Origin of the sequence: Spiroplasma endosymbiont of Agriotes lineatus (assembly GCF_964019485.1) — a bacterium.
Taxonomy (GTDB): domain Bacteria; phylum Bacillota_I; class Bacilli_A; order Mycoplasmatales; family Nriv7; genus Nriv7.
Genome location: NZ_OZ026448.1, coordinates 678,070 through 691,064 on the forward strand (window position 1 = coordinate 678,070; position 12,995 = coordinate 691,064).

The window sequence follows — 12,995 nt, forward strand, 5'->3', positions numbered from 1 at the left end:
TTGTAAAGCTGCATAATTTAAATAAGTTTTTTTGAAAAATTTTATAATTTTTGAAAAGGCACTTTATTATTTAAAGATGAATATGAATGGGGGCGTTCAAAATTATAAAAGTAATAATATTTGTTTAAATAATGTTGAAGTTCATTTTGATTTAATTTCTTATCCTTAGAATAAAATAATTTGGTATAATGCTGATGAAATCGCTCAATTTTGCCATTACTCTGTGGCGAGCGAATTGGTGTAGTTTCGTGAACAATTCCGTTTTTTGAAAAAAAGGTTGTAAAATACCTTTCTTTTACTTTGTATGCTTTTTTATTACTTCAATTAGTAGTAGTAAATTCTGGGGCATTATCAGTGCAAAGGCGTTTAATGGTTATGCCAACAAATTCACCTGAAATCTTTTATTACTCTTTGCACGGCGTTAATCGCGTTATTAGTTCCTAAACTATCATAAACATAATCAAATACTAGCCGTGTTTTTTTGTCAATGAAATCCATAAATGTAATATTTCTTATCAACCGGAAAATTTGATGTGGTAATGATTTTGGCATCCATATTTGTAAAAGACCGATCTCAGAGACTTCATAACACTTAAAATGAAAATGGCGTTTAGTTTGTTTGATTTGTTGTTTTAATTCTTTTCAACGAGGATCAAATTTAATTCAGTGATAAAAAGTTTTGATGTTTTTAGAAACTTCTGAATTTTTAATATCGTGAAAACCGATTTTTAAATTGTTAAATAAAGACCACATTCCACCGGCTTGAAGATTTTTGTAATCAAAATATAAATCACATACTTTTTCACGAGAATTTAAACTATATTGATAATTAAAATTTTGTGGTTTTATAGTTTTAAACAATAATAAATCTAAATTGTCAAAATAATAAGCGGTCATAATTTTTTCCGCCCAACGATAAAAGGTTTTCGTGGCATTCTTAAAATATTTTTTAATAAGTTTTGTTAAAGCGGTTTCTTCAATATAAAAATAAGTACATAAATTTAAATAGGCAGTAATGCGTTTTTTAGTTTTATAGTAAGTAATAAGGATTACGACAATTAGCACTTAGTCAACTTTGTACTTTTGCTTTTAAATCTGCTAAATCAGCTTGATAAATAATATATTTCATTTTTTTAAACTCCTTAAATTAAGAAAATCGTATTTTTATATACGATTTTCAAAAATATTTATTAAATTACTAAATTAATGAGGCATTTCCGTCGAAAATGAAGTTATTCAAAAATTATCAAAATTAGAGCGAGCAATTGTTATTTTAACATTAACGATTTTATCAATACTATAAGTTTTATTTTTTAAAACTCCGTTTTTTTTATAAAAATCAAAAACACTAGAAATAATATTACCATTACCGTCGTTATAAACAATATAGAAATCAGAATATCCAGTATCAGAGGGTAATTGATTTTTAACACTATTAATTTGTAATCAACCCGTTAAATAGTTACTAACACTTGTATTAACAAAAGAACTATTTAAAATCTCAGCAAACTCCAAATTATATTTTTTTTCAATTTTACTATTAATAGAATTACAAGCAGAAACAAACATTATATTTGCTAAACCTAATGCAATTAAAAATTTTTTATACATCAAAATTTCTCCTTTCAAAAAGAAACTATATTACACATAATAAATTTAAAGCTTATAAAAATTTTCACATAACAAAAATCCTCTTTTCAAAGGAATTATATTATAAAAAATAATGGCAATATTTAAGAGAACTTTTTTAATATCATTATCAAGATTGCTAGTAGAACTACAAATTCAAATAACATTTGAAACGCCAGAATAACTTCAAACAACGGAAAAGCAGTTTTCGTAAAATTAATTGTTGTTTTGGCCATATCCGCAACGCAACGCAAGGGGGCGAATTAAAAGATTAATCCCAGAAAGACCAAGTAATCAATTTAATACAATAACAGAAGCGTGCTGAATACCACAAGATATAGCACACTAAATAAATCTCAATAAGAACAGTTGGGCATAGGAATTAAATCATCCATATTACCACTTATTCCGCCACCAATAAAAGCTGTTGAATTCAAAATGTTAAAATCGTATAAAGAATAATGATATTCAGTGCTTTCATTTTTCTTTTTATATAGCGGAAACGTTAGCGTAAAAATATTAATTCCGTACATCACATCAACTTTAGCATTATAAAAATGCAGTTTATTGCTAGTAGCATTCCATAATTGGTTATTATATGCTTTTAAAACATTAAAATTTATTTGATAAGAACTTTCACCTTTATTAAAACCATTAATAATTCTTTTATCTTCAACAAAAAAATAAGAACGAAAAATCATATTTTTACTATTTTCGATTGTTGAACCAAAATTAATTAAATATTGTTTGGGATAAAAAGTAATTAATGAGCGGTAGAAAAAAACCATTTGTAAAACATTTTTAGGAATTTCTTGCATTCCTTTATAACTTAATCCTACATAAGTAGAAGCATTCATATCAAAACTCGCATAAAAGAATTGTGTAAAAAAACCACCTAAAACTTTATAAATTTTATCAAATAAACTGAAATAATACTGATTCGATAAGTCCTTTAAATAAAAAAACATAAAATCTTTAAAATCAGTCTTTAATTTGTCATCATAGCGTAAAAAATAAAAAGTATTACCATAATAATTAATTTGTCTAAAAAAGGTGTTGATAAAATCTTCAGTTCAACCATCCAATCAAATAAACTTAATTAATTTTTTATAATTTAAATAAAAAGTAACCATTCCTAAAGAAATTTCGATTCTAAAAACATCACTAAAACTAAAAAATTCTAAGCTATCAAAAAAATATAATGAGTTTTCAGGTTGAAAACTGCAAATTAAAGTAAATTTACTATTTTATTTAAAAGCATTTAATTCAATTGACATTTCACCATATATTTAAAATTATTATCAAAGAAATTAAAAACGGGTACTCAATATAAATAACTATAATTAAATTTATCAAAATCTCGCCGTTGTGTCATTAAATAATCAAGTTTATCTTGAAACTGATTATACTGATATTCACCATTCTTTTTAGTTATTTCCGTAGGCAATGGTTGCTCGTTATCTTTTTATAGTAAAAAAGGCATTTCTGCCGAAAATGAAGTTATTCAAAAATTATAAAAATTAGAACGAGCAATTGTTATTTTAACATTACCGATTTTATCAATACTATAAGTTTTATTTTTTAAAACTCCATTTTTTTTATAAAAATCAAAAACACTAAAAATAATATTACCATTACCGTCTTTATAAACAATATAGAAATCAGGATCCTGTAATATACCACAGATGTTTTGCATAATCAAGAAAAATATTAAAAAAAGGTCGCGTTTAGTTTTCTTAGGTATTTTTTCTTTTTTTTAAAAATACCTAAGAAAACTAAACGCGACCAAACACTACTATTTTTTAGCACAATTACAATAAAAATAGTAAATTATTTTAATTTTTTATTATTTAGCAAACAATAAAGTTAAATAAAAAAATTACAGTAATTACTTTAATTTTTCAAATATTTTTAATTGTTAACTATTAACTATTTGTATTAACTTTTTCTTTTAAAGTTGTTGAAGGACTAAAAATGACAATAGTTCTTGCGGGAATAGCGATTTTTTCTCCTGTTTGTGGATTTCTTCCTTCACGAGCTTTTCTTTCTTTAGTTTTAAAAATCCCAAAACCTGAAATAGGTGTTCTCTCAGCACTCTGAATTTCTTCGGTTAAAATATTAATAATATTGTCAAAAATGTCATTAGCTTTGCTTTTTGTAATCCCATATTTTTTATACTCTTCGACAATAAAATCAGCTACTTTGTCTTTAATTGATGGTTTTTTCATTTTTAAACTTCCCTTCTTATGAAATTATAGTTTAAGAATAATATAAAAAATTAAATTTGGCAAGAAAAAAATTACTAATTTTAACTTAAAGACATTTTTAATTCTTCTTTGGACTTATAACCATTTAGAGTTCTTTTCAATTGACCATTGTTAAAAATTAATAATGTCGGAATTGAACTGATATTAAATCTTTGTGCTAATTCTTGTGATTCATCAATATCAACTTTAACAAAAGAAACTTCTTTCATTTCATTAGATAATTGTTCAAAAATTGGTGCTAACATTTTACAAGGCCCACATCAATCAGCATAAAAATCAATAATAACTTTACCAATTTTAACAACTTCATCAAACTTACTTAAATCTGTTTTAATAACCATTTTAAAATCTCCTTTCATTCTTTATTATTCTAACATAATTAAAATAATAATATCTTTACTTCAAAATGTGTTTACTAATCATATTACCAACACCATTTTCATTATTACTTTGACAAATATAATTAGATAATTCCTTAATAATCTCAACTGAATTATCCATTGCCACCGGGTGATCCACTGCTTGCATTAATCATTGATCATTATATGAATCACCAAAAGCCATTGCTTCGCTAGGACTAATTCCTAATAAATCACAAATATATGTAACACCATAACCTTTACTCATTTTTGGCAATGTTATTTCATATATTCCTGGACGATACTCTTTAATATCTAAATGTGAAAATTTTTCATTAAATTCATTAATTAATTCCTGAGAAGCAACTTGACTAGTAATAGTTTTAGCAATAATAATAATTCGAGCAATATCAGTAATTAAATCATCAACATTATTCAATACTGTATATTTTGTTTGCATAACATCAGCTCAATAACTGGAATTTTCTCCAACACGATTAACAAAAGAACTATCTTCAGTATACAATTGGCATTTAAAACCTTTATTATCAACTCAAAGATAAACTGTTTTAGCAAAATCATTATTAATATTTCCATTAAAAATTAATTTTTTATCTTTAAATGAATAAATATGAACACCATTATTAGCAACAACAAAACTTTTAAATTTATGAGCATTAATTTGTTTAGCAATACTAATAGCATTACTAGTAACTCTTCCCGTATTAATAACAATAATAATACCTTGCTTTTGAGCTGCAATACACATTTTCTTATTAAATTCAGTTAGACAATGATTATCATTAAACAAAGTCCCGTCAATATCAATAAAAATAATTTTTATTTTCATTAAACCCACCTTTTTCATTTTTTAAATATCTATTTAATAAATAATACTAATTAATTAAAAAAATAATGCACTATCAATCAAGTGCACATTTTATAGTAAATGGTGCGGGTTAAGGGACTTGAACCCCCACGTCGTAAAACGCCAGATCCTAAGTCTGGTGCGTCTGCCAATTCCGCCAAACCCGCATTACAAATTACTCTAACATTATAATACAAAATCACCATAATTATCAATAGACAACAACTATAGGGTTGTAGAAACCATATACATATGACAAGATTTTGGTTTCTACAAACTTGCTGTTAATTAATAAATAAATACGAGCTCATTTATTTATTACAAGAAATATAAGGTTAAATTAATATTTATTATTTTTAGTTATGCCTTGTATTTTTTTGTGCCTTGTTGTTGATAAACTAAGTTTTTTAGTAAACGAAGTTTACTAACAAGTTATGTTAATTTAGTTTAAAGAAAAAGTTTAAAGAGAAATATATTGAACTAAGTTAAAAGACTAAGTTAAATATAACTAAGTTAATATAACTAAATATTGTAAGGGTGGTATGTATATGAGAAATATTGAAAATATTTTTTTAAATACTAAAAAATATCTTTTGAAAGAAACGCAAAATGCAGTACTTATTAAAGCACCGGCAATTCCCTGATTGTATGAATCTACTGGTATTTGGTTTTCAAAACGATTTGTTTATAAAGGAAAATATGAGAATTCTATTTGTATCGGAATAATTAAAGATGGTGAGTATCAGTTGGTTTTAGTTAATAATAAGAAAGGTCAAGAATCTAGTTTGATTTTAGGTCATGAGTTGTTAGGTTTTTTTGTTGCGGAGAAAGAGATTGCTAAAAAGGATGTAAGTTTTAATTATTTTAAAAATTCATTTTAAAGGTATTTTAAGGCATTTTAAGAATAGAGGTAAAGAAAAAATAGTTTAAAAAAATTTAGGTTGGTTTTTAAGGTATTTAAACGATGCGGAAAGCGTATGCTCCATGCTCCGCCCGTTAATTATCAATGTTAGTTTGAGTTATTTAACTAAGTTATTGCATTTTTTGATTTAATGTAGTAAAAAAATTAATTTTGGAGTTTAAAAAATGAAAATGTGAGTTAATGTGGATGAGCCCGGTAAAGATTATTATCAAGAGTTTATATATTTTATTAATAAAAAAACCGGATTAGAACAAAAAATTTGAGCGTCTAAATCTGAAGTTGAATCTGTTAGAACTGATTTAGTTGGTGATAATTGACTTTGTGTTGATTTTGTTGAACATAATTATTTAAAAAAATAAATTAATTAGAAAATTAAGGAGAAAAGAAAGATGATTATATTTGGACTAGTGTTTTTTACGATTTTAACATTATTACTAGCATATTATATTGCAGTTAATATTTATCGGTTTTTTAAAGATAAAAAGAAATATGGTAGTGAAGCAAAACAGCTATCAAAAGATTTTACTTATGCACAACGAATATTTATTGCAAAGTTTAAGCAAAATTTATTAGAACAAGATGAAAAAGAAATTAAAAAGTAGGTTTAAAAAATGTTTAAAAAAATAATTATTGAGTTAATTGAATTAATTTATCCAACTGCCGATTTACCGCCCCAAGTTGTATTTTTGTTTTCAATTTTAATAATTGTAATGCTGTTCTCGGCCATTATTTTTCTACTCTTTTGACCTTTTAAGCGGTAATTATTATGTTTTTAGTTGCTTGAAAAGATTTAGATTGAGAAATGACAAAATTGTATTTTTGGGATTTATTTATTCAAATTAAAGTTATTCCAGCGTGAGTTTCTGGTAAAGAAATTGATTTAACCAAAGAACTACTTTGACTTTTAATAGCAAACATTGCTTTTTGAATGGTATTAGTATTCATTATTTTATTTATGGTTATTTTATTTTATAAGGTTAAATCATATTTTGTTTAGAAAGGGGGGTGATTATATGATTGGAACTTTCTTAGTAGAAGCGACCACGCCTGTGGCTGTCACTGGTGAACAAGCGGTTACTAACTTATGAAAAGCGTTAATTGGAGCGTTTGGTCACATTTGAACCGATATTATTGGTGGTAATATGCCTAATGTTGTTAATTTTTTTGCTACATATTGAGTTTTCTTGCTTGGAGTAATTATTGGTTTATTTTTAATTGCTTTCAAAATGTTTGAAAAATTAATGCCCAGCAGATAGTAATAAAAATAAAGAAAGTGTGATTTAAATGATGCTATTGTTTAAGAAAATAAATTTAAGATTATATGATTTTGTCGCTTTAAATCGCACTTTATTTATTATTGCGTGATTCTATGGTGCAATTTTGTATTATTATAATCCTCAAAGTTGACGAATGTTATTTGATATTATTTATTTATTAATTGCTTTGTATGTTTTATATACTAAAATTTCTCATTTTTTTGCTCGCCGTAGTTTTATTAATTTCTTATTAAATTCACCCTTAAATTTAGTAATTGGTGCTTTAGGAACTGGAAAAACCGCTTTAATGGTTTTGGCTTCTTACTTATTGAGTGGTTGAAAAACAATTTCTACTTTTCCGATTACTGATAAACAAATGCTTTCATTGGGGCATATGTCTTTATTAGATTATAATTATCCGATATTAGAAGAAAAGCATTTACTGTTATGAGATGAAACCAACTTATTTTTAGAAGGAACTGACTATAAAGAAAATGATAGGGTAAACTCAAGGTTTACAAGAATATTTTGCTTCTGCTCGACAATTTACCCATATCGTATTAGCGAGCGGACAACGAGCTGAACATATATGAGTTAAAGTTCGTGATATTGCGAATTCAATAATTGTTGGTATTAGAAAGAAGCCAGTTAGTATCTTTCGACCCTATTTACAAGTTATTTATGGCACTTTTAAATCGGTAAGCGAATACGAACAATTACGGTTAACTTTGATTAATGCTAAAAATGATAAAAAAGGTCGCAAAATCAAGTATCGTAGCATTCCGGAATTAGACATTTATTTCTTTAAATTGAAAATCCCGATGTCAATCTTAAATCTTTACGATAATAAATATTTATCATTCTTGCCTTGCGTGAATTAAGTAATCGTGCTTTGAATGATAATTATCAGCATAAATTTTGAAATGATAATGTAATGGATATCGAAGCATTAGAATATTTAAAAATGAAAAAATTTAGCAAGATACTTACTAAGTTAAAAAATAATCTGAAGAAGAAAAACAAGTAAAGGAGTTTAAAAAATGAAAAACTTAGAAAAAATGACTAGTTTGATTGGCGATATGTTTTATAAAGTTTTTGATTTAATTTGAACTTTAACCCTTCCTGGAACAGATATTCGTATTATTATTTTTCCGCTAATTATGCTTGTGATAAATCTTGTAATTGGTGGCATTTTAGGTATTCATATTTAACGACCAAGAGTTGGTTTTCGTAAAAAATATCGAAAATCAGTTGCTAATTGAGAAGCTAAGAGAAAAATATCTAATGGCCCGCAGGCCCAGGCCCAATTAAGAAATTTGATGGTAATAGTTCTGAAAACAGACCGTGAGTTAATCAACATGGACGGCGAATAAAAAGGTAGGTTTTTAAAATGTTTAAATTGATAATTTTATTTATTCTTGTTGCTGTTTTTTCTATTTTTTCTTTAAACGACTTTTTAAGTTTATGGGCCTATGTGTGTGAGGGTTTAGAATATTTTAATAAAGTTTTATCAAATAATATTAAAATTTTAGATTTGCTTAAACCAATGATAAAGTTATTTTCTCGACATTCAATTTTTCAAATTTTAGGAACTATTTGTATTTTATCAACAATATATTTAATTTTAAGGAGTTAAAAAATGAAAAAATTAAAAAAATATTGAATATTAAATGATTTAAAAGCGTTTTAGGTTTTATGAATTTTTTTATTATATTTCATAGTATTGCTATTATAATTTGAGTATTCTTAACAATAATTAGAACTAACACAGATGAGTTTTTTAAAATTTTTATATTGTTTGATTTTCAAAATGTATTTCTTAAAGTGTATTTTTGATTATTAATTGTTTATTTGTTAATAACTGTTATTAAGTTAATTATTAGGGGTTATTACTTTAATAAAGTTTTTAGAAAGCATCAAATGCAAGTTGCCAATTGTGAATGTTTGCGACATCAACATTATAAATTTTCTGATGCTTTTAAAGCAATAAAAAAGAGTTTTAAGGTGTGGTAAGGGTAAGATGGATAAGATTATTTCTTGATTTATTGTGTGTAATGTTTATTGGTTTGGTAAAGTCAGGTTTAGGTGCTTTCTTTGATACAAAACAACCACTAAAACCCAATATGGAATAATCCTTTATAAAAAAACAAAAACGAGCCATCAATCCTAGTCGGTGCGGGGCGCATAAAGTTTTGTTAGGTGGAAAAAGGTTTGAATAATTTCGAAAGAAAAGAAATTAAAAATTAATTACCTTTTTATTTGAAAAATAAGTAATAAAACAAAATATTTAATATTAACAAACATAATTAAATAAAAGGTTATAAAAACTAAGGAAAACGCTTATAAAAACAACATCAAAATAAGTTTTTACAACAAAAATCATACATAATAAATATATAATTAATTTTCATATTGAAATAGTTTATAATAAATAATTATTTTTTCTTTTTTTAAAAAATACCTAAGAAAAATAAATGCGACCGTAAGGACAATTATTTTTTCACTTTTAAAAATTATATTGTATAATTAAATTATACGTGATTTGACAATAAGGTTGAAAAAAGTAATGGAAAAGTCTTATTTGTTATAGTTATGTTTTTAAATTATTAGAATTAAAAACTATGGAATTGAAATTAGAAATTTCTTCGTTGTCAATCGCTGATTTGACAATTTATTTTATTGTTTGGAAATGATTTTGCATAAACGGCAAGTTACTAGTTTGCAACAAGCAACATATGATATATTTAATATTAAACCAAATATTGTTATTGAATATATTAATAATAAATTAATTACTGATAAAACAATATTGTTAGATGATTTTAAAGAAATGTTTGAAAAGAAATAATGAGGTATAGATATGGAAAATAATATTAAAGAAACACAACAAAGCCTTTGAATTCGATTCGGTTTATTTATTATTTTAATTTTAAGTACCATTACTAGTTTGATTACGAGTAGTTTTTTTGTTAAGAATAATTTTCGTTCAGGAATGTTAGTTGGCGGGACATATCAAACAATTGTTAGTTATGAAAATGCGAAAAACCGTCATGGGGTTGTTAACACTTTACAAGATAAAATTGATCCTTTAAGAAAAAAAAGGATGGATATTAGTCATTTTAATAGTAATATTGGCGGGAATCGTTTAAATGTTATGGTTCCGCAAGCCAATTATGGTAATATTGCTGATTTTTTACGCGATGTTGAACGCAGCGGATCAATTTTCTTTTTAGATGATAAAGGCGATGATTTACTTGTTGGTACAGGGACAGGTGAAACTTATAAGCCAGCAAAGAAGGATGGTAAAAGAATCGTTTTAAAAGATTTTATTGATAGTAGTTCAATAAATAATTCTTTAATTTCGGGAATAAATAAACCATCAATTGAATTCAAAATTAAAAATTTAAAATTATATAATGTGATTTTAAAATATCAAGATAAAAAATCAGTTTATGTTTGACAAGATTTTGGACAAATGTTAGATGAGATGCGAAGCAATTATAGCGATTTGATAAAATTTAGAAAATTTATTAATGCTAAAGCGTTAGCTTTACAAGGTGTTGAAGCTCAAGATTTAAGAAATGCTCTGCGAAGTCTCTTAATGGCTAGTGTTCGTAATCGTAAAAATGGTGATGTTAAAGAGGTAAATTTAGCTGATCAAGGTGTTAATACGGATTCTGATATTTATAACTATTTTCAAAACAATGATGTTACTTTTAATGAGGTTCTTAGTTATAATAAGAATTCTCCAAATAGTGATTTAACAATTGATATTAATAATGAAGATGATACTTATGATAAACAACGATATTTAAATCCGTTTCGTCCTTTTTTAGTAGAACTTGTTAATACTGAATTTAAAGATGTTATGAATAACAAATATAAAAATAAGTATTTAATCACATCTTCGTCATTACAACTTAAACCTAATAATAGTGATAAAGTAAATGATATTGCTTTTATTGAGATTAGTGGTGAAGAGGCGGCCGCTGGTTTAGCTAAGATTTTTAGTGCCGGGATTAAAGGAATTACCTATCAAGTTGAGTCATATTCAGTATCCGATACCATAATTAGTAATGCTACAAAGGTTATAATGATTATTACTGTTAGTGTTATTTTATTAATAATATTAGTTATTTTGGCAGTATTTTATCGTGTTTTAGGTCTTATTTTGGGTCTTATTTTAGCAACAATGATTGTTGTTACAATAGTTGTGTTTAATGTTTTATTAGGTATTTATGGCTGAGAAGTGTTTATTGCAATGCTGATAGGTATAATGATCGCTTTAAGTAGTAGTATAATTTTATTAGAACGAATGAAAACCGAGTTTAATGGGGGCAAATCTTTAATTCAATCTTTTTTAGATGCTAATCGAAAATCAATATCAACAATTTTTGATATGACCGTTTTGATACTGACAATTAGTTTCTTTATTTATTGATTTGGAACCGGTATTATTAAATCGTTTGCAATTATGCTAATTATTAGTATTTTAGGAGCATTTATTTTTGGTATTGTTTTAATTCGAGGGATTTATTATTCGCTATTATCGTTAAACTGGATTAATAATCGTCAAGATTTAGTAATGACTAATTTTGTAATTATAAAACAAAAAATTCATCATGTTATTAAAAAGATTGGTTTTAATAAGATAACGCATTTTTCTAAGAAATTTAGTTATCAAAAAAGTTTTAAATGATTAGTTTTGCTTTCTACGATTATTATTTCGTGTGGTGCTATTGTTGTTACAACTGCAGGACCGGTTACTAGTTTAGAATTTACGCACGGAACAATTTTTCAAGTGCAAACTTCTGGACATAACATTACGAGCGCTGATGATGAGGCGTTTCTAAAAGCGATTGAGGAAACTAAAAATGAAATTATTACTAAATTTAAAACCGATTATTCAACAGATAGTTATTCCCTAGCAGTATTTAGACGTATTGAAGATCGTGGATATAATATTGTTATTAAAACTTTCTTAATTGATAATAAATATGTTAACTCCTTACAAACTTGATTATCAGAAAATAATTTCCAATCTGAGATGAGAATTAATGATGTTAGTTATGGTTCTTTATGAAATGAAACTAGTGGTGATGTTGTCATTGATGGGATTATTGTGTTAGCAGTTATTATGGTGATTATTCTAATTTATTTAATTATTCGTTTTGATTGAAGTTTTATTCTACCATTAATATTGACAATTATTCATGATGTTTTATTAACTTGTTCTTTGATAATTATTTGTCGTTTTGAAGTAACGATTGAGGTTGTTACAGCTATTTTAGCAGTAGTTATCTTTGCTATTATTCATAAAATAATTATCTTTGACCGTGTTCGGGAAAATAAAATTGGTTTGGATAGTACTAAAATGAATAAGAGTAATTTATCGGATTTGGTAAACACTGGGTTTACAATGACTTTAAAAAGTAGTTTAATTGTTTTGTCGTTAGTCTTATTATTGTCAATGACATTATTTGTTATTGGTCAAAATATTGGTGCAGCATTTGCTCTTTTATTAGGTAGTGTTATTGGTATTTATTCTTCAACAATTTTATTACGATGATTATGAGTATATGTTGCTAACATTAAAAGGAAGCTTTTATGAAATAAAAAGCAAAAAATTTATAAATCATTAACTGGACCTGATGAACAAATTGTCTTTGGTGTTAATGATTAATAATGTTGGAA

Annotated in this window: 21 protein-coding genes and 1 tRNA gene; 11 read left to right on the plus strand and 11 right to left on the minus strand. The window is 25.6% G+C overall.

The features are described 5' to 3' along the window. Positions 1-41 precede the first annotated feature (41 nt). The 10 genes from AACK93_RS08115 to AACK93_RS04430 all read right to left on the minus strand — a co-directional run bounded on the left by AACK93_RS08115 (position 42) and on the right by AACK93_RS04430 (position 5,290). A complete protein-coding gene (locus AACK93_RS08115; RefSeq protein ID WP_422398185.1) occupies positions 42-398 on the minus strand; it encodes an integrase core domain-containing protein in 357 nt (118 codons plus the stop codon). Then, on the minus strand, positions 367-1,065 hold the full coding sequence (locus AACK93_RS04390) for a hypothetical protein (RefSeq protein ID WP_339023874.1): 699 nt from the start codon (positions 1,063-1,065) through the stop codon (positions 367-369). The genes AACK93_RS08115 and AACK93_RS04390 overlap by 32 nt, the downstream gene beginning before the upstream one ends. 138 nt (positions 1,066-1,203) lie before the next feature. Continuing rightward, a complete protein-coding gene (locus tag AACK93_RS04395; protein WP_339023875.1) occupies positions 1,204-1,611 on the minus strand; it encodes a hypothetical protein in 408 nt (135 codons plus the stop codon). A gap of 317 nt (positions 1,612-1,928) precedes the next feature. After that, a complete protein-coding gene (locus AACK93_RS04400) occupies positions 1,929-2,762 on the minus strand; it encodes a hypothetical protein (protein ID WP_339023876.1) in 834 nt (277 codons plus the stop codon). Between the two features lie 128 nt (positions 2,763-2,890). Then, positions 2,891-3,076, minus strand: coding sequence for a hypothetical protein (locus tag AACK93_RS04405; protein WP_339023877.1), 186 nt, complete (start codon positions 3,074-3,076; stop codon positions 2,891-2,893). Positions 3,077-3,094: 18 nt separating this feature from the next. Next, the gene (locus tag AACK93_RS04410; protein ID WP_339023878.1) at positions 3,095-3,325 is read right to left on the minus strand and encodes a hypothetical protein; all 231 of its coding nucleotides are present in this window, start codon (positions 3,323-3,325) and stop codon (positions 3,095-3,097) included. A 229-nt stretch (positions 3,326-3,554) separates the two neighbouring features. Then, the gene (locus tag AACK93_RS04415; RefSeq protein WP_339023879.1) at positions 3,555-3,857 is read right to left on the minus strand and encodes an HU family DNA-binding protein; all 303 of its coding nucleotides are present in this window, start codon (positions 3,855-3,857) and stop codon (positions 3,555-3,557) included. 80 nt (positions 3,858-3,937) lie between these two features. After that, positions 3,938-4,237 (minus strand): thioredoxin, encoded by a 300-nt coding sequence (gene trxA, locus AACK93_RS04420; protein WP_339023880.1) that lies wholly within the window; start codon positions 4,235-4,237, stop codon positions 3,938-3,940. A 55-nt stretch (positions 4,238-4,292) separates the two neighbouring features. Next, on the minus strand, positions 4,293-5,105 hold the full coding sequence (locus tag AACK93_RS04425) for a Cof-type HAD-IIB family hydrolase (RefSeq protein ID WP_339023881.1): 813 nt from the start codon (positions 5,103-5,105) through the stop codon (positions 4,293-4,295). A gap of 100 nt (positions 5,106-5,205) precedes the next feature. Then, positions 5,206-5,290: transfer RNA gene (locus AACK93_RS04430), tRNA-Leu, on the minus strand. Positions 5,291-5,671: 381 nt separating this feature from the next. Here AACK93_RS04430 and AACK93_RS04435 point away from each other — a divergent pair. The 3 genes from AACK93_RS04435 to AACK93_RS04445 all read left to right on the plus strand — a co-directional run bounded on the left by AACK93_RS04435 (position 5,672) and on the right by AACK93_RS04445 (position 6,647). Continuing rightward, complete coding sequence (locus AACK93_RS04435; protein ID WP_339023882.1) at positions 5,672-6,004, plus strand: hypothetical protein; 333 nt, start codon at positions 5,672-5,674, stop codon at positions 6,002-6,004. Between the two features lie 205 nt (positions 6,005-6,209). Then, on the plus strand, positions 6,210-6,404 hold the full coding sequence (locus AACK93_RS04440) for a hypothetical protein (RefSeq protein WP_339023883.1): 195 nt from the start codon (positions 6,210-6,212) through the stop codon (positions 6,402-6,404). A gap of 30 nt (positions 6,405-6,434) precedes the next feature. Beyond that, entirely contained in the window at positions 6,435-6,647 is a 213-nt protein-coding gene (locus AACK93_RS04445) for a hypothetical protein (RefSeq protein ID WP_339023884.1), read from the plus strand. A 148-nt stretch (positions 6,648-6,795) separates the two neighbouring features. On the opposite strand, the gene AACK93_RS04450 is transcribed toward AACK93_RS04445, so the two are convergent. Beyond that, complete coding sequence (locus AACK93_RS04450; RefSeq protein ID WP_339023885.1) at positions 6,796-6,990, minus strand: hypothetical protein; 195 nt, start codon at positions 6,988-6,990, stop codon at positions 6,796-6,798. 68 nt (positions 6,991-7,058) lie between these two features. On the opposite strand from AACK93_RS04450, the gene AACK93_RS04455 reads away from it, so the two are divergent. The 8 genes from AACK93_RS04455 to secDF all read left to right on the plus strand — a co-directional run bounded on the left by AACK93_RS04455 (position 7,059) and on the right by secDF (position 12,984). Then, positions 7,059-7,301, plus strand: coding sequence for a hypothetical protein (locus AACK93_RS04455; RefSeq protein WP_339023886.1), 243 nt, complete (start codon positions 7,059-7,061; stop codon positions 7,299-7,301). A 31-nt stretch (positions 7,302-7,332) separates the two neighbouring features. Beyond that, entirely contained in the window at positions 7,333-7,899 is a 567-nt protein-coding gene (locus tag AACK93_RS04460; RefSeq protein ID WP_339023887.1) for a hypothetical protein, read from the plus strand. A 270-nt stretch (positions 7,900-8,169) separates the two neighbouring features. Then, entirely contained in the window at positions 8,170-8,328 is a 159-nt protein-coding gene (locus tag AACK93_RS04465) for a hypothetical protein (protein ID WP_339023888.1), read from the plus strand. A 13-nt stretch (positions 8,329-8,341) separates the two neighbouring features. After that, complete coding sequence (locus AACK93_RS04470; protein ID WP_339023889.1) at positions 8,342-8,512, plus strand: hypothetical protein; 171 nt, start codon at positions 8,342-8,344, stop codon at positions 8,510-8,512. Positions 8,513-8,691: 179 nt separating this feature from the next. Continuing rightward, positions 8,692-8,937, plus strand: a complete 246-nt coding sequence (locus tag AACK93_RS04475) for a hypothetical protein (RefSeq protein ID WP_339023890.1) — start codon at positions 8,692-8,694, stop codon at positions 8,935-8,937. A 59-nt stretch (positions 8,938-8,996) separates the two neighbouring features. Beyond that, complete coding sequence (locus AACK93_RS04480; protein WP_339023891.1) at positions 8,997-9,314, plus strand: hypothetical protein; 318 nt, start codon at positions 8,997-8,999, stop codon at positions 9,312-9,314. Between the two features lie 682 nt (positions 9,315-9,996). Beyond that, on the plus strand, positions 9,997-10,149 hold the full coding sequence (locus tag AACK93_RS04485) for a hypothetical protein (RefSeq protein ID WP_339023892.1): 153 nt from the start codon (positions 9,997-9,999) through the stop codon (positions 10,147-10,149). A 12-nt stretch (positions 10,150-10,161) separates the two neighbouring features. Further along, entirely contained in the window at positions 10,162-12,984 is a 2,823-nt protein-coding gene (secDF, locus tag AACK93_RS04490) for a protein translocase subunit SecDF (protein WP_339023893.1), read from the plus strand. Positions 12,985-12,995 lie beyond the last annotated feature (11 nt).